Raw genomic sequence first — 22,338 nt, forward strand, 5'->3', positions numbered from 1 at the left:
CCCACTCCGAGGCATAGTCTTTGCGGTGCTCGACCACCATGCGCACCGCCCGTTCGCGTAACTCGGCAGGGTACCTGGTCACCTTTGCCATTGCTCCGTCCTCTCAAAGTCCGGAGCCTCCAGGATACCCGGGGCGGTTCACACCACAGGTAGTCTTTCCGTCCGGATGGAATCTCGTGGGCTTGCCGCCACAGGCCGATCTCACGGCTACGGAGGGCGATGTTTATACGTTGCAGGCCGGTGATGTTGCCTACGAATCGGTCTCCCACGGGATCGTATCGGCGCCTCACGGCCCGGGGGTTACTGCGGGTCTAGGCTATTGGGCGCTCTTTTCGCAGCCGACTGCTGTCGCCCTTCCGCCATCCGTCCCCGATGCGCTAACCGGAGGCACTGCACTCTCAATCGCCGTGCCGTCCGGCCAGTACATCATGATTGGCAACCCATACAGCGGTCCGGTCTCGGTCTTGGCACCATCTGGGGATACTTTCGTGTACCTGTATGATACTGAGGTCGGCGCCTTTCGGCGAGCAACGTCGCTTGATCCGGGTCAGGGCGCATTCGCGTATTCGGCAAGCGGAGAGCAGATCGTCCTCTGCCCGCGGGGTATTCGGTGCCCATAGCAGCGATTTAGCGATAGCGGTCGCCCGCATGCAAGAGTGGGGAGCCGCTATTCGCAGGGAAGCCCCCCAGTCCTCGGAACCCCGCGCCCCCATCGCTCCGGCCGCGAAGCGCGGTAGAGGAAGACGGTTGCTTGGTGCTGGCACAGTGGGCCTCGTGGAGCGCACACTGCTTGTGACTCTCCATCCACTACCCCCCCGACCGTGACTCCGGCGATTACGCAATCGATAGCGGCCTTTTGGCTGGTTGCGTCGCAGCTTGCACAGCAGCAACGGCGCCGCGCCCGCGCTGGGAGCGCTGCTCTTGGCCGGCGCGGCGGGCAAGACGCTGTTCGTCGCCGGGCACGCGCTCATCGCCGCGGGCATGGCAGTGGCGGCGCCGACACTGGCCGGCGCGGCGTGGAATCGGGCGTTTCGGCGCCGCGCCAGCAGGCTCTGCGGGCAATCCGCCGGCGAGCGGGGCGAGCCTATCGCCCGCTGAAGCGCGGCGCCCGCTTCTCGAAGAAGGCGGCGCTGCCCTCGCGGTAGTCGGCCGTGCGCGCGAGCTCGGAGATCGCCTGCGTCTCGTTCTCCATCTGCGTCTCCAGCGACTCGGAGAAGCTGCCGCGCAGCAGCGCCTTCGCCTTGCCGAAGGCGAGCGTGGCGCCCTCCGCGAGCTGCGCCGCCAGCGCCCGCGACTCCGGCAGGAGCTCCGCGTCCGGCACGGCGCGGCAGACGATGCCCCAGTCCTCGGCCTCTTCCGCGCTGAGCACGCGGTTGGTCAGCGTCAGCTCGAGCGCTCGACGCATGCCGACGATGCGCGGCAGATAGAAGCTGGAGCTGCCGTCGGGCGAGAGGCCGGCCTTCGTGTAGGCCATCGTGAGCTTCGCCGACCGCGCCGCCAGCGCCAGGTCGCAGGCCAGCATCAAGCTGAAGCCGGCGCCGGCCGCCGCGCCGTTCACCGCGGCGATCGTCGGCTTGTCGCTGCGGGCCAGGCGCGAGATCGCGCCGTGCAAATAGGTGGTGACCTCTTTCAGATGGCGCGGCGTGTCGGCCTGCGCGGCGAAGCTCTTCAGATCGCCGCCGCCGCAGAAGGCGCGCCCGGCGCCGGTGATCAGCACGGCGCGGATCGCCGGGTCGGCGTCGCAACGGTGCGCGGCGTCGAACAGCTCCTGCGCCATTGCCATGTTCAGCGAGTTGAAGGCCTCGGGCCGGTTCAGCGTGATCGTCGCCACGCCGCCGTCCTGTTCGAAACCGATCGCGGTGTACTCCATGGCCGTTCCTCCGCGGTGCGCTTTGCCCTTCAGCGTACGGCAGCGCGCGATGCCTCGGCCACGGCCCGTTGTGCACCGAGTGGCCCGGAGGAAAGGCTGGCAACGCTTGGGGGCCTTGGACGCTGAGCCGCGCGCCAATGCGCGCATACATGCATACAATAGAGCGGGCCGGCCCTGCGCCGGCGGGAGGTCTCTGCATGAACGCAACCGCGACGACCGCGCCGATCGTGGAGATCGAGGCGCTGTTGGGCAAGGTGACGAAGCCTGCGCGCTACGTGGGCGGCGAGTGGAACCAGGTGACGAAGGACTGGGAGGCGATGGCCGTGCGCATCGCCCTCGCCTATCCGGACGTGTACGACATCGGCATGTCCAATTTGGGCCTCGGCATCCTCTACGACCTGCTCAACCGTCACGAGAACTACGTGGCCGAGCGTGTCTACGCGCCCTGGGCCGACATGGAGCGCGAGCTGCGCAGCAGCGGCACGCCGCTCTGGAGCCTGGAGACGCGCCACCGCCTGCGCGACTTCGACGCGGTCGGTTTCTCGCTCTCGTATGAGATGGACTACACCAACGTGCTCAACATGCTCGACCTCGCCGGCATCCCCGTGCTGGCGCGCGAGCGCACGGACAGCGACCCGATCGTGATCGCCGGCGGCAGCGGCGCGTTCAACCCGGAGCCGATGACCGACTTCATCGATGTCTTTGCGCTGGGCGAGGGAGAGGAGCTGATCCAGGAGGTCGCGGACGTGCTCGGCGCCTGGAAGCGTGGCGGGAGCGGCCCGCGGGCGGAACTGCTGCGGCGGCTGGCCGGCGTGCAGGGCTGCTATGTGCCGGGTCTCTACAAAGCCGAGTACAACGCCGACGGCACGCTGAAGCAGACCGTGCCGATCGACCCGGCCGCGCCGCCGGCGGTGATGCGCCGCGTGGCGCAGTTCCTGCCGCCCGTGTTGACGAAGCCGATCGTGCCCTACCTGGAGACCGTCCACGACCGCGGCGCGATCGAAATCCAGCGCGGCTGCACGCAGGGCTGCCGCTTCTGCCAGGCGGGCATGATCTACCGCCCGGTGCGCGAGCGCTCCAAAGAAGAGGTCGTCGAGGCGGCGCGTGAGCTGCTGGATAACACCGGTTACAACGAGATCTCGCTGATGTCGCTCAGCACCACGGACCACACGCAAATCGCGGACATCGTGGAGATGCTGAACGCCGAGTTCGGTGAGCGCGGCCTCAAGGTCTCGCTGCCCAGCACGCGCGTGGACACCTTCTCCGTGCGCGTGGCCGAGGCCGTCTCCAAGGGCAAGCGGCACAACATTACCCTGGCGCCGGAGGCCGGCAGCCAGCGCATGCGCGACGTGATCAACAAGCTCGTGACGGAAGATGACCTGCTCGGCGCCTGCGAGAACGCCTTCAAGAACGGCTGGACCAGCATCAAGCTCTATTTCATGGTCGGGCTGCCCACGGAGACGCTCGACGACGTACAGGGCATCGTCGACGTGGCGGCCAAAGTCAAGCAGATCGGCCGCAGGTACGCCGGTGGCCGGGCGCGCGTGCGTGTTTCCACCTCCAACTTCATTCCCAAGCCCCACACGCCCTTCCAGTGGTGCCCGCAGGCGACGGCCGCAGAGCTGGAGCCACGCCACCGCCTGCTGGCCGAGGGCTGCCGCCGCGCCGGCGTCGAGTTCACCTGGAACGACCCGAAGGAGAGCCTGCTGGAGGCCGTGCTCTCGCGCGGGGACCGGCGGCTGGGTCCGGCAATCTACCGCGCCTGGCAGCTCGGCGCGAAGTTCGACGCCTGGAGCGAGTTCCACGACTGGCGCATCTGGCAGCAGGCCTTCGCCGAGACGGGTGTGGACGACGGTTGGTACGCCTACCGCGAGCGTGATCTGTTCGAGACGCTGCCCTGGCAGCACATCGATTCGGGCGTGAACGTGGCCTACCAGCGCAAGGAGTGGCACCGCACGCTGAACAAGGTGAAGACGCTGGACTGCCACCGCGAGGCATGCAACGTCTGCGGCATGCAGAACCTGCCGGCCGAACAGTGTGTGGTGAAGCTGGACGAATTGAAGGTGCAGCGCCGCGACGCCAGAGCCGGCCCGGCGATCGTGCCGATCACCGTGTAGGTGAGCGGTTACGGATGACAGGTGCCAGGGGCCAGGGGCGTCCGCACGCGCCGGCAGGTTGCGAGCGGCCGCCTGCGGCTATCCGAGGTGGGGTGATGCCGATCAGCTTCAAGACCTACGAACGCGTGGCGCTGGAGGACGGCGATGGGCACTGGGAGCTGGTCTGCGGCCACCTGCAAAAGAAGCCGCCGATGACATTGCCGCACAACGATGCGATCGACGGGTTGACAAGCACCCTGTCAAGACAGCTAGACCGAAATAGCTACCGATTGCGATCGGAAGACGCGCTGCTGCGTATCAGCCCAACGAATGCGTTCCAGCCGGATCTGTTCGTGTTGCCGCAATCCGCTCGACTGAAAAAGCAGGCCGAACACTCAAGCGGCCTTGAGATGTACGACGAGCCGATGCCGCTGGTGGTGGAGGTCTGGTCGCCGTCAACCGGCGACTACGACGTCAACACCAAGATCCCCGAGTATCAGCGCCGCGGCGACGCCGAGATCTGGCTGATCCATCCCTACGAGCGTTGGCTGCGTGCCTGGCGCCGGCAAGCTGACGGCCGCTACCGCGAGACGCTGTTCCGCGGCGAGGCGGTGGTTGAGCCGGTTGCGCTGCCCGGCGTGCGCGTTACGCTGGCGACGCTGTTCGAGTAGCCCCGTCGCCGGAAGGGCGCTCGCCCTCCGACCATACAGACCGCACGGGAGCACGGGTATACGGGTCTTAGCCCAACGGGTACTGGGCCAGCGCATCGACGCAGACCGAGATCGCCTGTCCCGGCTCGACGGTGGCGTCGTCCACCGGCGCTCGCCCGCCGCGCAGATACAGCGCGAGCCATCCGCCGCTGCTCGTGTCCTGCCGCCAGATGGCCACTACGGCGCCGGCCGGGCTGATGCTGCCCACCAGGTCGGTCACCGGCGCGTGCGACGGCAGGCCGGCCGGCGCCAGCACGGCAGTGCAGCCGCCGGCGAGCGGCAAGGTCGCCGGTCTGGGGGCGATCGTCACCGACAGCGTGGCCTGCGCGGTGGCGCCCGTAACCGCGCCAGTAAATGCGGCGCTAATCGTCGCCTCGCCGGCGAAGCCCGCGGCGGAAAGGCGCACATTCGCCCCGTTGCAATCATAGGGCACGAGGGCATCGAAGCCCGGCGCCGGCGCCACCAGGGGCGGAGCGCCGGCGCCCGCGCCGCAGTCGGCGTCGATCGCGCTTTCGCCGTTGGCAAAGACGCCCAGGTCCGTAGAAAAGCGCACGGTCCCCGCCTCCGCGCCGGCATCGCCCGGCTGAAGCGACTCGCCGCGGCAGAAGAGATACGGCCCGTCGCCCAGCGCGGCGCAGTTCTCGGGCAGCGCGTGCCGCAGCCGTGCCGTGATCACCACGCCGGCGTTGGGACCGCTGCTGATCAGTGGCTGATCGGCGCTGGCGAGCAGCGCGTAGCTCGGCGGCGCCAGGTCGATCGCGGCCTGTGCCGTAGCAGACGCATCGCCGAGCGATGGATCTTCCGCGTAGCGCGCCTGCACGCTGATCGCGCCCGGGGCCGGCAGCGGCGGCAACGCCGCCCTCGACAGCAAGACGATGTGCACCGCGAGCCCCGGCAGACCGGTCACCGCCGCGTCTCCGGATGTGGCGGCGCCCGTGCAGGCGATTCCCTGCGCCGCTGAGCCGCAGGGCAGGGTCGCGAGCTGCGCGGCGCTCTCCACGATCAGCCCAGGGCCGGAGACGCTGAAGCTCACGCTGCCCGCCGGCAGGCTGAAGGCGGCGCCGGACGCCGGCGCCTGCAGGACGGCCTGGCACAGCACCGCCATGCGCGGCAGGCCGGTATCCAGCGCCGCGTTCGGCCCCGACGGCGCCGGCAGCAACGGCGTGTCCGCGCCATCGCCTTGCAGCGGGAAGCTGATCGCGGGGTTGTGGGCGTCGCAGGCGAGCGCGGCGGCGAACGGCGCCGGCTGTGCCGGCGCGCCCGCCGCCAGACCGGCATCCAGCGTTCCGGCGAGCAGCGCGACGCCGATGAGACACAACAGCCGGACTGCGCCAGCCACCCTCGTCCTCGCTTGCCAGTCGCGCTTGCCCCGCGCGGACAACGCGCGTTCACGCCGCCGCTTCTCCCAAGCGCTGCGATCAGTATGACGCGCCGCTACGGCAAAGCATTGCGCCAACGCCGTGGCGATCGTGCCGCGGCGAACCGTCGCCGCGCAGCGTGCGCAGCGCTGGCTGAAAGAATTCTAAGGCAGATGCCCAGCGTGCTCCCTATACTGACTGGCGGCAGCGCCGCGGGCGTGTGGGAGCGGAGCGATGGCGACGATCGGCGAACGGGCACGGCAATCCGGGCTGCGGTTCCCGCCCGGGCAGGCGATCGCGCTGCTGGTGGTGCTCGCCGGCGGCGCCTTCCTCGGCTGGTACGGGTTCCAGGCGGCGTTCGGCAGCGGCAGCACGGCCGCCGCGCCGCTCGCCACGATCACGGTCGAGCCGCAGACGATCGCGCAGACGGCGCAAACCTCCGGCACGATCACGACCCCGGAGAACACCAAGCTCGCCTTTCAGAATCCCGGCCGGCTGGCCACGATCAACGTCAAAGTGGGCCAGAGCGTGCGCGCCGGCGACGTGATCGCCACCGAAGACCCGACGCAATTGCAGATCCAGTTGAACACGGCGCAGTCGCAGGAGAAGAGCGCCCAGGCTAAGCTCGATGCGCTGACGGCCGGCGCCACGCCCGACGTGATCGAGGCGGCGAAGGCGCAGGTGGCGGCGGCGCAGGCGGCGGCGGCGCAGGCGCAGAACCAGCTCCAGACCGCGAACACCAGCAAGGTGACGGCGGCCAACGGCATCACCACGGCGCAGAACCAGGTGGCGACGGCTACCAACTCCGTACAAACCGCGCAGGCCACCGTGCAGCAGGCGCAAAGCCAGGTGCAGACCGCGCAGGATAACTACCAGGCGCTGCTCAACGGCCCCACCCCGCAGGACCTCGCCGTGGCGCAGGCGGCGGTCGATGCGGCCAAAGTCTCGCTGGATACGGCGCAGTACAACTACGACCGGCTCGTGAACCACACGGATATGGTCACGCGGCCGGAGTACACGGCGCTGGTGCAGGCGGAGGCGGGCTATCAGCAGGCGCTGGCGGCGCTGGCCAACGCGCAGCCGCAGCCGCCCAACCCGCTGGACGTGGCGAACGCGCAGCTCGCCGTGAACACGGCGCAGCAGCAGCTTGCCATCGCGCAGGCCAACCTCAGCAACGCGCAGAGCGACGCCGCCACCGCCGCGACCACGGGCCTGCCGGCGCCGTCCAGCACCTGCTTCTCGCTCAGCAACGGCACCGAGGCCTGCCCGACCGGCGGCACCATCGGCAGCCCAAGCAGCAGCGGCGCCAGCAGCGCCAGCAGCGCGTCGGCGGCGACATCGCAGACGAACGCGCAGACGCAGGTGAACCAGGCGAGTTCGGCGGTGATCTCGGCGCAGGCGGCCTACCAGCAGGCGCTCAACAACCTGCAAAAACTGGTGACGCCGTACTCGACGCAGGATTTCGGCGGGTTGCAGGCGCAGGTGACCTCGGCCAAGTCGGCGCTGGACACGGCGCAGACCAACTTCAACAACTATCTGAACCTCGCTGACCTGCCCGGCCGTAGCGAGACGACGGCGCTGAACCAGGCGCAGTCGGGCTACAACACGGCGGTGGCGAACTACAACAAGACCGTGGCGCCGCCCAAAGACACCGACGTGCAGAACGCCCAGGCCGCGCTGCAGAGCGCGCAGGCGAACCTGCAAAGCGCGCAGGCGGCCGAGGCGAACGCCGAAGTCGCGGTGGGCACGGCCGGCGTCGGGGTGAGCAACGCCGTCGCTAACGCCGGCAACTCGGACAGTGCGATCGCCTCGGCGCAGAGCGGCGTCGCCAGCGCCAACGAGACGATCGTCTCCGCGCAGAAGAAGCTGACGCAGACGACGGCGCCGCCGCTGGCCACCGATATCGTGCAGGCGACCGAGAGCGTGACACAGGCGCACCAGGCGGTGCTCACGGCGCAGAACAACCTGACCTTCGCCACGCTCACCGCGCCGTTCAGCGGCGTCGTCGCCACGGTGGCGGGCAATCCCGGCGACCAGGTGACCAGCGGCACGACGATCGCGCAGATCGTGAACACCACCAACATCGAGCTCGACGCGCAGGTCGATGAAACGACCTACGGGCAGATCGCCGCCGGCATGCCGGTCACCGTCGCGCTCGACTCGCTGCCCAACACCAGGTTGACCGGCTTCATCACCACGATCGTGCCCAGCGGCGCGACCACGCAGGGCGTGGTGCTCTATCCGGTGGTGATTACGCTGACGGTGCCGCCGGGCCAGCCGCTGCCGCCGGTTGGCGCCTCGGCCAGCTCCATTCAGATCATCGTGCAGGCGAAGACGAACGCGCTGGGGGTGCCGGCGAACTACATCTACCGCGACGCCGGCGGCAACCAGGTGGTGGACGTGGTGGTGGACGGCAAGCGCGTGCCGACCAAGGTGAGTACGCAGGGCGGTATCGCCAGCGCCGCCGTAACGGAGGTCACCGCGGGCCTGAAGGCCGGCGACAAGGTCACCAGGCCCGCGGCCGGCAAGCGGACAGCGAGTTCAACCTTCGGCCAGGGTGGGGTGCAGGGACTCGGCGGGGGCGGCAACCAGGTAATCGTCGGTCCGGGGGGCGGGCCGGGGCGCTAAGGCTCGCCGATCGCGCCCGTGGCAAGCTCGGCGCCCGCTTCGTCGAGCACGCGGTAGCGATGTCGCAGCGGCGCCGCCTTGCCCAGCATGGCGCTGGCCGGGCAGTAGCGCGTGGCGGACAGCTCGACGGCGCGGCGCACGTTCTCCGGGTTCAGCGCCCGCCCATGTACCACGTGCTCCACCTCCAGCGCCGTGAATACGTGCGGATGTTCGCCGGCGCGCGGGCCGGAGACGCGCACCTCGTACGCGGTGACCTCCTGCCGCATCTTCCGCAGAATCGAGATCACGTCGATGCCCGTGCAGCCGCCCAGCGCCATCGCCAGCACGCGCATCGGGCTGGGGCCGCGTTCCTGACTGCCGGCAACGTCCTTGCTGGCGTCCATCACGATGCTGAGGCCGTCCTCATCGGTGCCGCGGAAGACGAAACCGTCTTCCAGACGCACCACCACGCTCGTCTCGGCCATGCTGCCCTCTCGCCGCCGCGTGTTGGCCCGGCGTGGCGCGGCCGGCGGTGAGCGGCGCCACGCTTGCGAGCGCATTCTCGCAGGCGGGAGGCAGCAGTTCAAAGCGGCGGTCCGGCGGATCAACTGCCGAAGCCGACACCGAAGGGCTGCAGCACCGTGGCCAGCAGCAGGAACGACGAGAGCGCGATCACAAAGACCACGGTGGCGATCGCGATGAAATTGAACACGCGGCCGTTGCGGTACTGGCCCATCAACTCGGCGTCGTTGGTGAGCCGCAGCGCCGCGATCAGCACCACGGGCAGCAGCAGCCCATTGACGACCTGGATGATCAGCAACACCTGGAAGACGGGCAGGCCGGGAATCAGCGCCACCAGGGCGCCGACGCCGATCAGCCCCGTGAAGATACCCATGAACACCGGCGCCTCGCGAAAGCCCATCGAGACGCCCTTCTCGAAGCCGAACGCCTCCGCCACCGAATAGGCCGTGGTGAGCGGCAGCACGGCGCCGGCCAGCAGCGAGGCGCCCAGCAGGCCAACGGCGAAGAGCACGGTGGCGCCCGCGCCGGCCAGCGGCTCCAGCGCCTTCGCCGCCTCGCTGGCCGTGTTGATCTGCACGCCGGCGCCGTGCAGGAAGAGCGTGGCGCCCGTGGCGACGATGATGAAAAACGAGATCAGGTTGCCGAAGATCGTGCCGGCGTAGACATCGGCCCGCTCCAGAGGGTAATCGCGCGGCGTGATGCCCTTCTCCGCCACGGCCGACTGCACATAGACCTGCATGTACGGCGTGATCGTCGTGCCGATCAGCGCGACCAACACCTTGAGGTAGTCGGGGTTGGCGTGCAGCGTGGGCACAAGTGTGCCCTTCGCGACGGCAAGCCAGTCCGGGTGGCCCAGCAGGGCGGAGATGGGGTAGGCGAAGAACACCACGGTCATCGCCAGGAAGATGCGCTCCACCGCCTTGTACGAACCGCGCACGACGATCAGCCAGAGCACGGCCGCGGCGACGGGCACGGCAATGTAGCGCGAGACGTGGAACAGCTCCATCGCCGCGCCGATGCCGATGAACTCCGAGAATGCCACGCCCGTGTTGGCGATGAACAGCGCAACCGCGACGAACAGCGTCCAGCGAATGCCGAACTGCTCGCGGATCAGGTCGGAGAAGCCCTTGCCGGTGACGGCGCCCATGCGGGCGCACATCTCCTGCACCACGCCCAGCGAGAAGGTGACGATCAGGATCACCCAGAGCAGCGAGTAGCCGTAGGAGGCGCCGGCCTGGGCATAGGTGGCGATGCCTCCCGCGTCATTGCCGGCGTTGGCCGCGATCAGGCCGGGGCCGAAGATCGCCAGCCAGAGCAGAGGCGTACGGGGGATGTGGAAACGGCGGATCGCCGTTTGCAGCGCACCCTGCGCGGCGAGGGTGCGCTGCGTGCGTCGTTCGTAGGGAGTCGAGCGGTGCGGTTCAGCGCTTTCGGGGCGCGCGGCAGCGGCGTCCGGTGCGGCGTGGCGCCGGAAGCGGTGCAGGAGTGCAGCCCCCAGTCCCAGAGGGCCCGGGGTCCTCCTCGGCTCTGCCACCGACCTGCTCCATCGCGCGCCTCTCGCCCGGCGCGGCAGCAAAGCTGCCACGCCCGAAACTCGCGTGCCGTGCTCGGTGTCGCGCTCGCCGCGCCGCCGCGACCGCTAGGGCCGAAGGACCGTTCACGCTCTCAGTATCCACGCTGGGCCGTAGCTTTGCATACGGCCGCTGAGTCAGCCGCGGAAGATGCGGGGGAGGCGGTGGCGGACCGGCTCCGGCAGCACCCACTCCATCGCGTCGTCGATCGTGACGATGCCCTGCAGGCAGCCCTCGGCGTCGACCACCGGCAGCGCCACCAGGTTGTACTCGGCCATCAGTTGCGCCACTTCGACCGCGTCGTCGTCCGGGGCGGCCGTGCGGAACTCCGACTCGGCGATCTCGGCCAGCGGCGACTGCGGATCGGCCAGGATCAGGTTGCGCAGCGAGAGCACCCCCAGCAGCTTCTCGTGCTGCTCGTCGTCCACCAGGTAGACGTAGTGCAAGAACTCCGGCTTCCATTCGAGCGCCCGCAACCGCGCGATCGCCTGGGCCGCCGTGAGGCCCTGCGGCATCACCACGTAGTCCGTGGTCATAATGCCGCCCGCCGTGTCCTCCTCATAGGTCATCAACTCGCGCACGTCCTGCGCCTCTTCGGCCTCCATGCGCTTGAGCAGGCTCTCGGCCTTCTCCTCATCCAGCTCGGCGAGGGCGTCGGCGGCGTCGTCCGGCCCCATGTGTTCGAGGATGTCGGCGGCGCGCTCTTCGTCCAGCCCTTCGAGGATGTCGGCCCGCTGCTCTTCGCTCAGCTCTTCCAGCGTGTCGGCGGCGACCTCGTCGTCGAGCGAGGCCACCAGTTCGGCGCCCTGGCGCACGGAGAGGTCTTCGACGATATGCGCGATCTCCACCGGGTGCAGGCGCGAAAGCTTCTCGTACTTGACGCGCAGGCGCACCTGCGGGTTGCGCACGGCGAACCCCTCGACGTCCTCCCAGCTGATCACACGCTCGCCCGGCGCCAGCCCGTGGCCGTAGCGCCCGGTGAGCCGCCGCAGCAGCGCCCGCCCGCTGACGCAGACGCCGACCACGCGAAGGGCGCCGTCCGCCAGCACGAGCTGCAGGTCGTTGGCGCGGATCACGCGCCGGCCCTCGATGTCGACCAGTTGCTTATCGAGCACGTCGCGGCCGAGCAGCATCTCGCCCTCACGCCGCTCGAAGGGGCGCAGGTCGAGCGTGGTGGAGCTGAGCACGATGTCGCGCCCCTCCAGCTCGCCCACGTGGTCCCAGGGGATATAGGACGGGCGGCGGCGAATGCCGGCGACGATGCCGATCACGCGGTCGTAGGGCTCATCGGGGTCGAGGCGCACGACCAGGTCGCGCAGCATCGCGATCTTGTCGCCGGCGCGATCGCGCACTTCGCCGCCGAGCAGTTGCGAGAGGAAGAGCGCCGGCACGGGCAGGGCGGCCAGCGGCACAGGACTGCGCATGGCCATCGCCTCACCTCCACGCCGCCGTGCTCGGCACGGTCAGTATACGGAGGCGGGCGCCCGCGCCACAGCACCGGGAGCGCGACGCGGGGTGTGAAGTTCTAGCGAGACGCCCGATGCGCCGGGTCCGGCGTAGCAGAGTGTGCGTGCCGGCGAGTGAGGGCGGGGTGGGCGCGGGCGGGCGGCGGGCGAACCGGTTCGCCCGCCGCCCGCCCGCGCCCGTTAGTGTCCGTGCCCGTGCCCGTGCCCGTTGCCGTGGCCGTCGCTTGAGGTCGTCGAGGCGCCGGCCGTTGCCGTCGCGGTCGCAGTCGTGGTTGGAGCGGCTGTGTCGGTGGCCGTTGCGCCGCCGTCGGCTCCGCCCTGAGCCGCCGCGCTCACACATTGACCGTGGACGCCGTCGGGGCCGTGCGGGCAGTTGTGCGCCGCGCCGGAGTTGCCGGGGCCGCTGTCTCCGCCGTCATCCGCCGTCGTTGAGGCCGTGCCCGTGGCGGTCGCCGAGCCGTCGGGAGCGTCGGTGCTGGAGGCGGTGGCGCAGGGGGTGCTGTCGTCGCCGCCGTCGTCCTGGTGGTGAAGATACGCCATGTCGGTGGTCGCTGCCGGGGTGTCCGTTGCCGTGGCGGACTCGTTCGTGGTTGCGGTCGCCGTCGCGCAGCCGGATCCGTCGCCACCGTCGTCGGCGCGACTGGGCGTCTGGCTGAAGGCGAGCGAGGCAAGCACCAGGGCGAGGCTGCCGGCGCCGAGCGCCAGGTAGAGGCCGAGGCTGCGGGGCCTGCGGCGCGGGGATGACGTTGCCGGGTGGTTGGCGCCACTTGCGGTTGTGGGCATGGAGTTGTGTCCTCCTACGGCGAAGTCGGGACGGCCGGCCGCCGATCTCGCAGAGGAAAACGGCGCTACTCTAACAAAGTTACAACAGAATAGTGTCCACATAGTGACGGTTTGGGACGAACCAGGGCGGCGATGCACGCTCGCAATGCTCCACGGCCGGTCGGCCGCGATCGCGCCGCGCCGACACCGTACACTGGGACGCGACGCTCTCCGTACCGGCCGAGTGTTTCGCTTCGCCGGTCCGCGAGCCATGCTCGGCAAGCTGCCCGGACAAGACAGCGGCCCTACGGGGCGAGCGGCAAACGGTGGCCGGGCAGTAGCCGATCTGGGGGAGACGCTAGCCCACCGTAGTGTGGTACCGTGCGGCCGGCGAGCGAAGACGCGGACGAGCTTCTCCTGGCGGACGGGTTATCGCCGCGCAGGAAGCATCTGAACAGACCTGTTGAGCCGGCAAGCAGGCCGGGTCGAAACGGGGAGTCGCGAGCGACGGCGAAGCACGATGATGCATTCGGTTGAGCCGGACGCCGGCACAGACGCGATCCAGCCCACGTCCGGCCAGACGGACCATACCTCGTCAGACAGCCCCGCAGACAGCCCCGCGGATCTTGCCACGCGGGCAGTAGATTTGATCGGCGGCGCAGCGCTAGGCGCGGCCGAGGTGCAGGCCCTCTGCGGCGCCTTGCCCTGCGCCGTCGCGATCACCGATGCGATGGGCCGTCCACTGGTGCTGAACGCCGCCGCCGAGGCGTTGCTCGGCGTCAGCTTTGCCGAGCTTGCAACCGCGGCGCACCCCGCCCGTACCCTGCGATTGATCTCCCACGGCGGTGCACGGCTGCGCCCGCGTGACTGGCCGCTAGCGCTGACGCTGCGCAGCGGCCGCGCCGTTCGAGGCGCGACACTCGGCCTCCTGCGGCGCGACGGCGTCCAGCGCTGGCTGCAGGTGGATTGTGTGCCCGTGCTTGGCCGCGCCGGTCGGGTGCTTGGCACAGTGTGCAGCATCGCCGACGTCACATCGCTGTGGCAGTCGGCGGCCGATCTGCGGCCGCTTGCGGCGATCGTGGCAAGCGCCGACGACGCGATGATCGGCTGCAGTCTCGACGGTACCGTGTTTGCCTGGAACGAAGCGGCGGCACGGCTCTATGGCGTGAGCAGCGCCGGCGCGCTCGACCGGCCGCTGCGCACGGTGCTGCCGGCCGGCCACGCCGCCGCGATCGAAGGGATGCTGCGGCGCAGCGCGGCGGGCGGTGCTGCGGTGAATAACGAGGCCGACCTGCGCGATCAGCACGGTCAGCGGCGGCGACTCTCCGTGACCGTCTCTCCCATCGGCGCTGACGCGGGCTGCGTCAGCGCCGCCTCCGTGATCGTGCGTGATGTCACAGAGCGCCGCCGCGCGGAAGCAGCGCTCGCCGCCAGCGAGCGGCGATACCGCGAGCTGTTCACGAATGCGACCGACATGATGTTTACCCACGATCTGAGCGGTCGCTTCCTCAGCATGAACGACACCGGCCTGCGCACCCTGGGCTACACGCTCGACGAGGTGCTGCGCCTGGTGATGGAGGAGATCGGCGGCCCGCTCGGCGCTGGCCAGGCGCTGGAGCAAACGCAACGCCTGCTGGCCGGAGACGGCGCCGCGACCTACGAGATCGCCTTCCTGGCGCGAGATGGCCACTGCCTGCAGCTCGAGGTCAGCGCCCGGCTGATCAGCAACCATGGCCGGCCCGCGGCCGTGCACGGTATCGCTCGCGACGTAGGCGAGCGGAAGCGAACCGAGGCGCAGTTGCGCTACCAGGCGCTGCACGATGCGCTGACGGGCCTGCCCAACCGCGCCCTCTTCTATGACCGCCTGCAGCAAGGCATCGCCGCAGCGGTGCGCGACCACGAGTCGCTGGCGCTGCTCTTCCTCGACCTCGACCGCTTCAAGACCGTGAACGATGCGCTCGGACATCGTGCCGGTGACCGGCTCCTGCGACAGATTGGTGGCCGGCTGCTCGGCGCCCTGCGCCAGACGGATACGGTCGCGCGCCTCGGGGGCGATGAGTTCGCCGTGGTGCTGCCGGGCACCGACACACGCGGCGCCGCGGTAGCGGCCGGCAAGATCGTGAGCGCCTTCCGCACGCCGTTCCTGGTGGACGGGCGGCTCGTGCCGGTGGGCGCCAGCATCGGCGTCGCGCTCTTCCCGCGGCATGCCGGCGAACCGGAGGCGCTGATCCACTGCGCCGACGTGGCCATGTACGTCGCCAAGCGCGGCGGCGGGGGCACTTTCGAGTATCAGCCGCCGGATGTGATTTGTACCGCCTAGCGCAGCACGACAGGCTGCCGCCGCCCCGTTGATCGTCGCCCGCGCCTTCGCGGCAGCCATGCCTCTGGACCCGCAGGTATGGATTCAGCACCGGCTCGCGGCGCTATCCCGAGCAGCCTGTGCCGATCGATCGCCCGCTTTGCGTTCACCGGTTAGCGCCCGCAGTGCATCGCATCGAGCGCGTCCTGCGTGGCGATGGCGATCGCGGCGGCCGGCGAGAGGCCGCGCGCGGCCGCGCGGCGCAGATCGTCGAGCTTGACCGGCGCCAGCATGCCCGCGCCGCAGGAGCAACGCACGTCGAAGAGGAACTCGCCCGGCGGCGCGGGCACGGGCCGCGACGCGAAGGTATGCCCGACCGGCGCCGCCGGCGCCGTACCCGGCGGCAGTGGTGCACCGCGTATGCGCGGCGCCGGCGGTGTTCGGCCCGTGGTACTTGCGGATCCCGGCGCCATGCGGGCGCCGGATGGTGGGGCCGCTTCGCCCGCGGGTATGCTGCCTGTCTCCGGCCGCGGCCGCGCCGGCGGCGCGGAGCCGTCCGGCGGCAAGGGTCGTCCGTCGGCGCCAAATTCTGCCGGCGTGTCCGCAGGGGCGCCGGCGCCGGCAGTTACAGCGCCGCGTGGCGGTGGCGTCGAACCGTCGGGCGGCAGCGGCCGGCCGTCCGGGGTGAATTCGGGGCGGCGTGGCCGGTCCTCCGGCGCCGGGTCAGGGAATGAACGGGCGCTGCCGCGTCGTGGCGCGGGCGGCGCCGGGGCGGACGTTTGCGTCCCGTAGGCGCGTGCCCGGTTCGCGATCGCCGTGTTGAGTGTGTCGAGGAGCTGCGCGGCGGCGCTCTGCGCCGCACTGCGCCGGCCGCCGCGCAGCCAGCCCGCCTTGCGGCTCGCCGCCTCGCCCGCGCCGGAGCCGCCCTCCATTCCCGAGATATAGATCATTGACCCCTTGCCTGGCCCGCCTGGGCGATGACGCCCTTCGCCGCGTCGATCGGCACCGCGAAGCCGATGCCGGAGAACTCCGACGTGCCATCCGTATTGTCCAGCAGCGTGTTGACGCCGACCACCTCGCCGCGCCCGTTGATCAGCGGCCCGCCCGAGTTGCCGGGGTTGATCGCCGCATCGGATTGCAGCAGGTGCTGCATCGTGTCGCCGTTGCCATCGTCGAAGGTACGGTCCACACCGCTGATCACCCCTTCGGTGAGCGTGGCTTCGTAGCCGAGTGGATTGCCGATCGTGAGCACCGGATCGCCAACGCGCAGGGCGGCCGGGTCGCCCAGTTTCGCCGGGTGCAGCGAGCCCGACGGCGCGGTGATGCCGATCACCGCCAGGTCGTTGTTGGGATCGGTCGCCAGCACGCTCGCCGTGTAGCTCTTGCCGTCGGCGAGGGTCACCTGCACGCGCGTGGCGCCATCGACGACATGGTTGTTGGTGAGGATATGACCGTTCGTATCCAGCACGATACCGCTGCCCTCGCCCTGATCGCGCCGGCGTCGCGTCACCGTCGTTGTATCGACCACGACGACCGAGGGCCGCACGCCGTCGTAGATGGCCGCGGCGTCCAGGCCATTGCGCGCGCTGAGATCCGCACCCGTCAGCACGCCGCGGCCCGTGCCGGCGGCGTGCCCACCGCCGCCGCTGCCGCCGAATGCCTGCGTCAGCCCAAACATCAACGCCGCCCCGGTGATGCCGCCCACCAGGGCGCCGATTAAGACCGCGCTCCACCACAACCCCCGCATACCGCCCCTCCCCCGCCGGACGCGCCCATGTGCCGGACAGTTGCATTATAGGGCGCACAGCGGAGGGCGGAGACCGTGGGCTGCGGCGGTGCGGGCGCGCTGCTCGCCTCGTTCGTTCCGTTTGCGCACGAGGCGAGGGAGCGGTCGAGGCGAGCAAAACATCGCCGCCCGGGCAATGAGTGGTGATGGACTCTGCTAGACGCGGTGCAGCACGTCGTCGCGGTAGCCGGCGACGTGGCGCTGGCGCGTGAAGATCACGGGCGCCACCATGGCCACCACCAGGTTGACGATGCCGGTGATCACGTATAGCCAGCCGTTCGCCGTGGTGACGCCGAGCGTGCTGCGCAACTGATCGGCCGTGGCCAGCACCACAATGCCGAAGCCGAGCGCCGCAACGCCGAGGAACGCCATCGTGCCCCGGCCGGCGCCGGGCAGCGCGCCGGCCAGCAACAGCAGCAGCCCGAAGACCAGCTCGATCACGCCGAGCAGCGCCGTGTGGTCGAAGCCAAGCACGTTGACGATCTTCGAATCGAAGGTGTTGGCGTCCAACCCGCCGCGCGCCATTGCCACGGCGCCGATCACCACGAAGAAGACGCCGAACGCCAGCGCCACCAGCTGCGCCGGACTCCACGGCGCCCAGATGACGCGCCGTTCGGTAACGGCGACGTTCTCGTCCCGTTCACGGTCGATCATCGCATCCTCCCGCGGCGGCTGGGACCGCGTTCTCCGCACCCACGGCCGCCTTTCCACGTCTACCATCGCCTTGCGCGGTGCGGTGGGCCATAACGCCATGGACGCACACCCGCGGCACGAAGGGGGTAGGAGGCACGGCGCCAGGAGGTAGACTGCGGTTGCCGCCCGCCCGGGGAGAGCGGCTGGCCAACCGAGCGCCGCGCTATACTGCGGCTGACTGCCGGCCCCGCCGCTGTCGAACCGTATGCGCGGAGCAGACCATGCCCAAAGCGATCGACATCCATGTTCACGCGCCGGCGCGGCCGGGCAGCAGCGCGGCGATCGCCCGCGAACAGCAGATGGCGCAGTACTTCCGCGGCGAGAAGACGCCGACCGACCCGGAGGAGTTTTACCAGTACTACAAAGACCGCGATCTGATCGCCTGCATCCTCTGGATCGATGAGCGCAGCCAGTCGGGCAACGACAGCGGCCGCTCCAACGACTGGATGGCCGAGTTGCAGCGCAAGCATCCGGAGCAGTTCATCGGCTTCGGCAGCGTAGACCCGCACACCGGCGCCCTGGCCGTGCGCGAGGCGCGGCGCTGCATCGAGGAGCTGGGCCTGCGCGGCTTCAAGTTCCACCCCACGACGCAGCGCTTCGAGGCGAACGATCCGAAGTTCTACCCCCTGTGGGAGACGATCGCGGCCCTCGGCGTGCCGGCGCTGTTTCACACCGGCCAGACGGGCGTCGGCGCCGGCACGCCGGGCCAGGGTGGTTACAAGAACCGCTACTCTCGCCCCTATCCCTACTTCGACGATCTGGCCGCCGATTTCCCCGGCCTGACCGTGATCATGGCCCATCCCTCGTTTCCCTGGGTGGATGAGCAGCTTTCGATCGCGAATCTGAAGACAAACGTCTACATCGATCTCTCCGGCTGGTCGCCCAAGTACTTCAGCCAGAACCTGGTGCAGTACTGCAGCACGCTGCTGCAGGATCGCACGCTCTACGGCAGCGACTTCCCCGCGATCACGCCCGACCGCTGGCTGCGCGATTTCGAGGCCGCGCCCTTCCCCGACGCGGTTCGCCCCAAGATCCTGCTGGAGAACGCGAAGAAGCTGCTCAAGCTGGAATTTTGAGCGAAACCCCGGCGGCGCACGTCACGCGGCATGGCGAAGGCCGCCCCGCGCCGCATGCGGAGTCACCTCGCGGCCTTGCCGGAGTGCCTGGTCGCGATCGGTGGCGAGCGGCGACGGGTGGAACTCACCCGATCGGATCAGCCGCCCTGCGCCCACCGGGCAGCACACCGCTAGCCCCTCTGTGTGATGGAAGCGCTCCGCATGCGCACTACGCTGTGACGGTCGGGCGTAGCGGAACCGAGCCGGCTCTGGCTCGTACACGTCTGTGCCGGGCGAGACGATCGGAGGAGACAGCCATGACGCTGGAAAACACCATGTATGGCGGGCTAACGCCGGGGACGCCGATCTTCACCATGGATGGCGACCAGATCGGCAAGGTCAAGGAGGTGCGCGACCGCTTCTTCAAAGTTGATGCCTCGGCGCAGCCGGATTACTGGCTCGCCACCGACTGCATCCGCAGCGCCTCGGCGGGCCGGGTGCGGGTCGGCTTCGACAAGGACCACCTGGGCGACTACAAGGTCAACGGGCCGAAGCGGGCGTAGGCGCTCGCCGCTCAGTGCTCCCGGCCCCGCTCCGGCTACCGGAGCGGGGCCTTCCTATGCACGGCGACCAGGCGCCGCGTCGCTGTGCGCAACCTCACCACCGTGCGGTCGCTTCCGTTACGGTGCGGCCATACTCGTGCTTCCTATGCTGACCGGAAGTGAACGGAGCCGGTCCGGTGCGTGCCGACCCTGACGTGGGCGGGAGGGGCCTGAATGGAGCATGGCGAGCGCGAGCCACTCGAGCTGGAACACACCGTGCCGCTGCCGCGGCGGCGCGGCGAGCGGCCATGGTGGCGGCCGGTCGTTGCCGCGGCCCTGGCTGGAATGGTGCTCGGCGTGGGCAGCGTGCTGGGCTGGCAGCAGCTTGCGCAGCAGTCGGCGAAGATCAGCATCGCGCCGCCGTCTGCCGGCGCGACGCATGGCAGCCGCCCGCGGATCACGACGCCGATTGGCGCCTCGAACCCGCTGTCCTGCACCGGCGGCGCCACGCTGCCGATCAGGCTGAAGGGCCAGCGCTGCCCCTCTGCCGGCCCGAGCTGCTCGGCGGCGCGGCGCCTGCCACGTCTGTGCCGCGCCGCGCCCTCTACTGAGCGGGCCAGCATTCGATACACAACTCGATACCCATCTCGCTTTGGCTTCGGAACCGGCTCGCGGCCCGCTCCCGATTCAGGTTGCCGCGACGGGCCGCCCGCGCGGCCCTGAATACGGATTCCCGCGCGCGGCGCGGCTCCAGACGGATGCGAGATGTGACGAGATGTGAAAGGACGCGCGGGATGCGCCAGATCCACGGACTCACGCAGCCTTCTCGCCGGCTGGCGCTGGTGGCGTTGCTCGTGCCGGCGGCCTTCGGGCTCGCCTTCCTCATGCTCGAGCTGGGCAGCATCGCCCTCGGCGGCGCCGTTTGAGCCGTGAGCCGCCTCGATGCGGCGGTAATCGGCAGATTGCAAGATTCCAGATACCTGGCCCCCGTGACGTGTTCCTTGAAGTACGCTAGGCTGGCCCTCGTAACCGGCTTGCAACGGGCGAGTCCGGTCGTGTTGCCGGCCACCCGCATGCCTGGCACTCACGCGGGGAGTGGCTCGCCGCCCGGCCGGCGCGGCGGGACGCGATCATGACCATCGTCGGGTTTGAGGAGCGCCGGCTCGCGCCGGCACTGGCCGGCGATGCCGAGGCGCGGCGCCGGTTTCTGCAGACCGCGCGCAGCCTGAAGCGGCTTCAGCACCCGCACATCGCCGCCGTATCCGCCATCGATGAGCGGAGCGATCCGCCGAGCTATCGCGTAGAACGCGCGACAGGCGAATCGCTGGCCCGCCTGGCGACGACGGCAGGCGGCCTGCCGCTGGCGGAGGTGATCGCTCTGCTGCAGCCCCTGTGCGCCGCGCTCGATGCCCTGCACGACGAGGGGCTGCGCTGCCGCTGGCTGGCGCGCGACGCGCTGCTGGAGCCGTCCGGCCGTGTGCTGCTGGGCGTTCAGCACATTGCGCCGCCCTGCCCCGGTGAAGCCGCCAGCACTGAGGACGACATCCGTGCGCTCGGCGCGCTCGCCTGCACGCTGCTCACGGGCGACGCGCCACCACGCGACGATGCGAGCCTGCGCAGCGCGTTGCAGGCGCAGCCCTCTCCGCCGCCGGCTGCCGCGCTGGCCGCGATGCTGATGGCGCTCGCCGACGATCCCGCGGCGCGGCCGCCCACGGCCAGCGCCTTTCTGGCCCTGTTCGACGGGAGCTGGCCGCTCGGCGCGACCGCGGGCGCGCTCGCGCGGCCGCCGTGCCCGGCCACCGAATCCGCCCCCGCGCTCCCGGCAGACGCGGTCCAGGTACTTCCCGATGAACCCGTGGCAACCATACCCGATCAGCCGCGGGCAAGCGCGGCGCCGTCCGGCACGCCCCAGCGAGCGAATCCACCTCCGGCCACGCTGTCGCCGCCCGCTCCTCGCCGGCAAACGGCCGAACCGGCAACGGCGCCGGCAGAGCGCTCGGAGCCGGTGCCGCTGCGCATACCCGCATCGCAATGGCGCAACGGTTGGGCTACGAACGTCGCGGCGGCGCTGATGTGGTTGGTGACGATCGCCGTCGCGGGCGTGGCGATCGTGCGGGATGCCGGCGGTCACGGCGCTTCGCGGGCACGCGTGGTGGTGGAGTCGGCCACGCCGGTGGCTGGACCTGCATTCCCAGCGCTACCCGCCCCGGACGAGCACCGGCCGATCCCGACACCTGCCCGGCCCTGAGCCGGGCGCGGCGGTGTCTCGCGCGGGCAAACGAAGAGGCCGGCAACACTGCCGGCCCGCATCGCGGCTATTCAGTTGTTGGTGTATGGGAGCTGGCTTACCAGCGGTCGTTGCGCCGGCCGCCGCCGCCACCGTACGAACCGCCGCCGCCCTGCACGTTGCGGAAGCAGTCGGAGCAGTAGACGGGCTTGTCGCCGCGCGGCTGGAACGGCACGCGCGCCTCCTGGCCGCAGCTCGCGCAGGTCGCCGTGAAGAACTCACGCGGACCGGAGCTGTAGCCGCCGCCCGAGCCGTAGCTGCCGCCCGAATAGCCGTCGCGGCTGGCGCGCCGGGCCGAACGGCACGACGGGCAGCGACGCGGCTCGTTCGTGAAGCCTTTCTGAGCGTGGAACTCCTGCTCACCCGCCGTAAAGACGAACTCGCTGCCGCACTCGACACAGGTTAGGGACTTGTCTGCGAAGGTGGTCACTCGATGACCCTCCAATATGGTGTGGTACCGGTCCGGTCATCGAGCATGCGGCGAGGAGCTGGCTGCCCCTTCGCAGAGCCTCTGGCTGGAAGACGTACCGATCACATCATAGCACACACACGACAGTTACGCACACCTGCAACGGCAGAATTTTCGCGCGCTGGTGCGAGATTGTTTCCATAGCCGATAGAGCTGTGTGCCCCAGATCCACCGCCGCGGGCGTACAGCGCTGGTGAGCGCCCGCGGCGCCACCGCCCAACCTCGCCGCCTGCCTGCAACATAAT

The 22,338-nt window shown here is 70.0% G+C and carries 20 protein-coding genes; 10 read left to right on the top strand and 10 right to left on the bottom strand.

Annotation, left to right across the window (positions count from 1 at the left end; genetic code table 11):
* The first annotated feature begins 876 nt into the window (after nt 1–876).
* Entirely contained in the window at nt 877–1,098 is a 222-nt protein-coding gene (locus VKV26_24395; protein HLZ73056.1) for a hypothetical protein, read from the top strand.
* On the opposite strand, the gene VKV26_24400 is transcribed toward VKV26_24395, so the two are convergent.
* Nucleotides 1,085–1,870, bottom strand: coding sequence for an enoyl-CoA hydratase-related protein (locus VKV26_24400; GenBank protein HLZ73057.1), 786 nt, complete (start codon nt 1,868–1,870; stop codon nt 1,085–1,087). The two genes, VKV26_24395 and VKV26_24400, sit on opposite strands and share 14 nt — an antisense overlap.
* 197 nt (nt 1,871–2,067) lie before the next feature.
* On the opposite strand from VKV26_24400, the gene VKV26_24405 reads away from it, so the two are divergent.
* Nucleotides 2,068–3,987 (top strand): TIGR03960 family B12-binding radical SAM protein, encoded by a 1,920-nt coding sequence (locus tag VKV26_24405; GenBank protein HLZ73058.1) that lies wholly within the window; start codon nt 2,068–2,070, stop codon nt 3,985–3,987.
* 95 nt (nt 3,988–4,082) lie between these two features.
* Nucleotides 4,083–4,637: a Uma2 family endonuclease gene (locus tag VKV26_24410; GenBank protein ID HLZ73059.1), complete on the top strand. Its 555-nt coding sequence runs from the start codon at nt 4,083–4,085 to the stop codon at nt 4,635–4,637.
* Between the two features lie 67 nt (nt 4,638–4,704).
* Here VKV26_24410 and VKV26_24415 read toward each other — a convergent pair whose 3' ends face one another.
* Entirely contained in the window at nt 4,705–6,015 is a 1,311-nt protein-coding gene (locus VKV26_24415) for a hypothetical protein (protein HLZ73060.1), read from the bottom strand.
* A gap of 253 nt (nt 6,016–6,268) precedes the next feature.
* On the opposite strand from VKV26_24415, the gene VKV26_24420 reads away from it, so the two are divergent.
* The gene (locus VKV26_24420; protein ID HLZ73061.1) at nt 6,269–8,662 is read left to right on the top strand and encodes an HlyD family efflux transporter periplasmic adaptor subunit; all 2,394 of its coding nucleotides are present in this window, start codon (nt 6,269–6,271) and stop codon (nt 8,660–8,662) included.
* On the opposite strand, the gene VKV26_24425 is transcribed toward VKV26_24420, so the two are convergent.
* The 4 genes from VKV26_24425 to VKV26_24440 form a co-directional block, all read right to left on the bottom strand.
* Nucleotides 8,659–9,126: an OsmC family protein gene (locus tag VKV26_24425; protein ID HLZ73062.1), complete on the bottom strand. Its 468-nt coding sequence runs from the start codon at nt 9,124–9,126 to the stop codon at nt 8,659–8,661. The two genes, VKV26_24420 and VKV26_24425, sit on opposite strands and share 4 nt — an antisense overlap.
* A 119-nt stretch (nt 9,127–9,245) precedes the next feature.
* Entirely contained in the window at nt 9,246–10,697 is a 1,452-nt protein-coding gene (locus tag VKV26_24430) for an Nramp family divalent metal transporter (GenBank protein ID HLZ73063.1), read from the bottom strand.
* A gap of 174 nt (nt 10,698–10,871) precedes the next feature.
* On the bottom strand, nt 10,872–12,164 hold the full coding sequence (locus VKV26_24435) for a CBS domain-containing protein (GenBank protein HLZ73064.1): 1,293 nt from the start codon (nt 12,162–12,164) through the stop codon (nt 10,872–10,874).
* 216 nt (nt 12,165–12,380) lie between these two features.
* Entirely contained in the window at nt 12,381–12,983 is a 603-nt protein-coding gene (locus tag VKV26_24440; protein HLZ73065.1) for a hypothetical protein, read from the bottom strand.
* Between the two features lie 499 nt (nt 12,984–13,482).
* On the opposite strand from VKV26_24440, the gene VKV26_24445 reads away from it, so the two are divergent.
* On the top strand, nt 13,483–15,282 hold the full coding sequence (locus VKV26_24445; protein HLZ73066.1) for a diguanylate cyclase: 1,800 nt from the start codon (nt 13,483–13,485) through the stop codon (nt 15,280–15,282).
* A 152-nt stretch (nt 15,283–15,434) separates the two neighbouring features.
* Here the strand turns inward: VKV26_24445 and VKV26_24450 are convergent, their stop codons facing one another.
* The 3 genes from VKV26_24450 to VKV26_24460 form a co-directional block, all read right to left on the bottom strand.
* The gene (locus VKV26_24450; GenBank protein ID HLZ73067.1) at nt 15,435–16,211 is read right to left on the bottom strand and encodes a hypothetical protein; all 777 of its coding nucleotides are present in this window, start codon (nt 16,209–16,211) and stop codon (nt 15,435–15,437) included.
* Nucleotides 16,208–17,008 (bottom strand): trypsin-like peptidase domain-containing protein, encoded by an 801-nt coding sequence (locus VKV26_24455; GenBank protein ID HLZ73068.1) that lies wholly within the window; start codon nt 17,006–17,008, stop codon nt 16,208–16,210. Before VKV26_24455 ends, VKV26_24450 begins: the two co-directional genes overlap by 4 nt.
* Nucleotides 17,009–17,203: 195 nt before the next feature.
* Nucleotides 17,204–17,701 carry a DUF4383 domain-containing protein gene (locus VKV26_24460; GenBank protein HLZ73069.1) on the bottom strand — a complete coding sequence of 166 codons (498 nt, stop codon included), beginning with the start codon at nt 17,699–17,701 and terminating at the stop codon, nt 17,204–17,206.
* Between the two features lie 260 nt (nt 17,702–17,961).
* On the opposite strand from VKV26_24460, the gene VKV26_24465 reads away from it, so the two are divergent.
* From VKV26_24465 to VKV26_24485, 5 genes are all read left to right on the top strand, one after another.
* A complete protein-coding gene (locus VKV26_24465; GenBank protein ID HLZ73070.1) occupies nt 17,962–18,816 on the top strand; it encodes an amidohydrolase family protein in 855 nt (284 codons plus the stop codon).
* Nucleotides 18,817–19,112: 296 nt separating this feature from the next.
* Nucleotides 19,113–19,358 (top strand): hypothetical protein, encoded by a 246-nt coding sequence (locus tag VKV26_24470; protein ID HLZ73071.1) that lies wholly within the window; start codon nt 19,113–19,115, stop codon nt 19,356–19,358.
* A gap of 213 nt (nt 19,359–19,571) precedes the next feature.
* Nucleotides 19,572–20,060, top strand: coding sequence for a hypothetical protein (locus tag VKV26_24475; protein HLZ73072.1), 489 nt, complete (start codon nt 19,572–19,574; stop codon nt 20,058–20,060).
* Nucleotides 20,061–20,131: 71 nt separating this feature from the next.
* The gene (locus VKV26_24480; GenBank protein ID HLZ73073.1) at nt 20,132–20,263 is read left to right on the top strand and encodes a hypothetical protein; all 132 of its coding nucleotides are present in this window, start codon (nt 20,132–20,134) and stop codon (nt 20,261–20,263) included.
* Between the two features lie 206 nt (nt 20,264–20,469).
* Entirely contained in the window at nt 20,470–21,585 is a 1,116-nt protein-coding gene (locus VKV26_24485) for a hypothetical protein (protein HLZ73074.1), read from the top strand.
* Nucleotides 21,586–21,682: 97 nt separating this feature from the next.
* Here VKV26_24485 and VKV26_24490 read toward each other — a convergent pair whose 3' ends face one another.
* Entirely contained in the window at nt 21,683–22,054 is a 372-nt protein-coding gene (locus tag VKV26_24490; protein HLZ73075.1) for a zinc-ribbon domain containing protein, read from the bottom strand.
* Nucleotides 22,055–22,338 lie beyond the last annotated feature (284 nt).

It is taken from the genome of Dehalococcoidia bacterium (assembly GCA_035310145.1).
Taxonomy (GTDB): domain Bacteria; phylum Chloroflexota; class Dehalococcoidia; order CAUJGQ01; family CAUJGQ01; genus CALFMN01.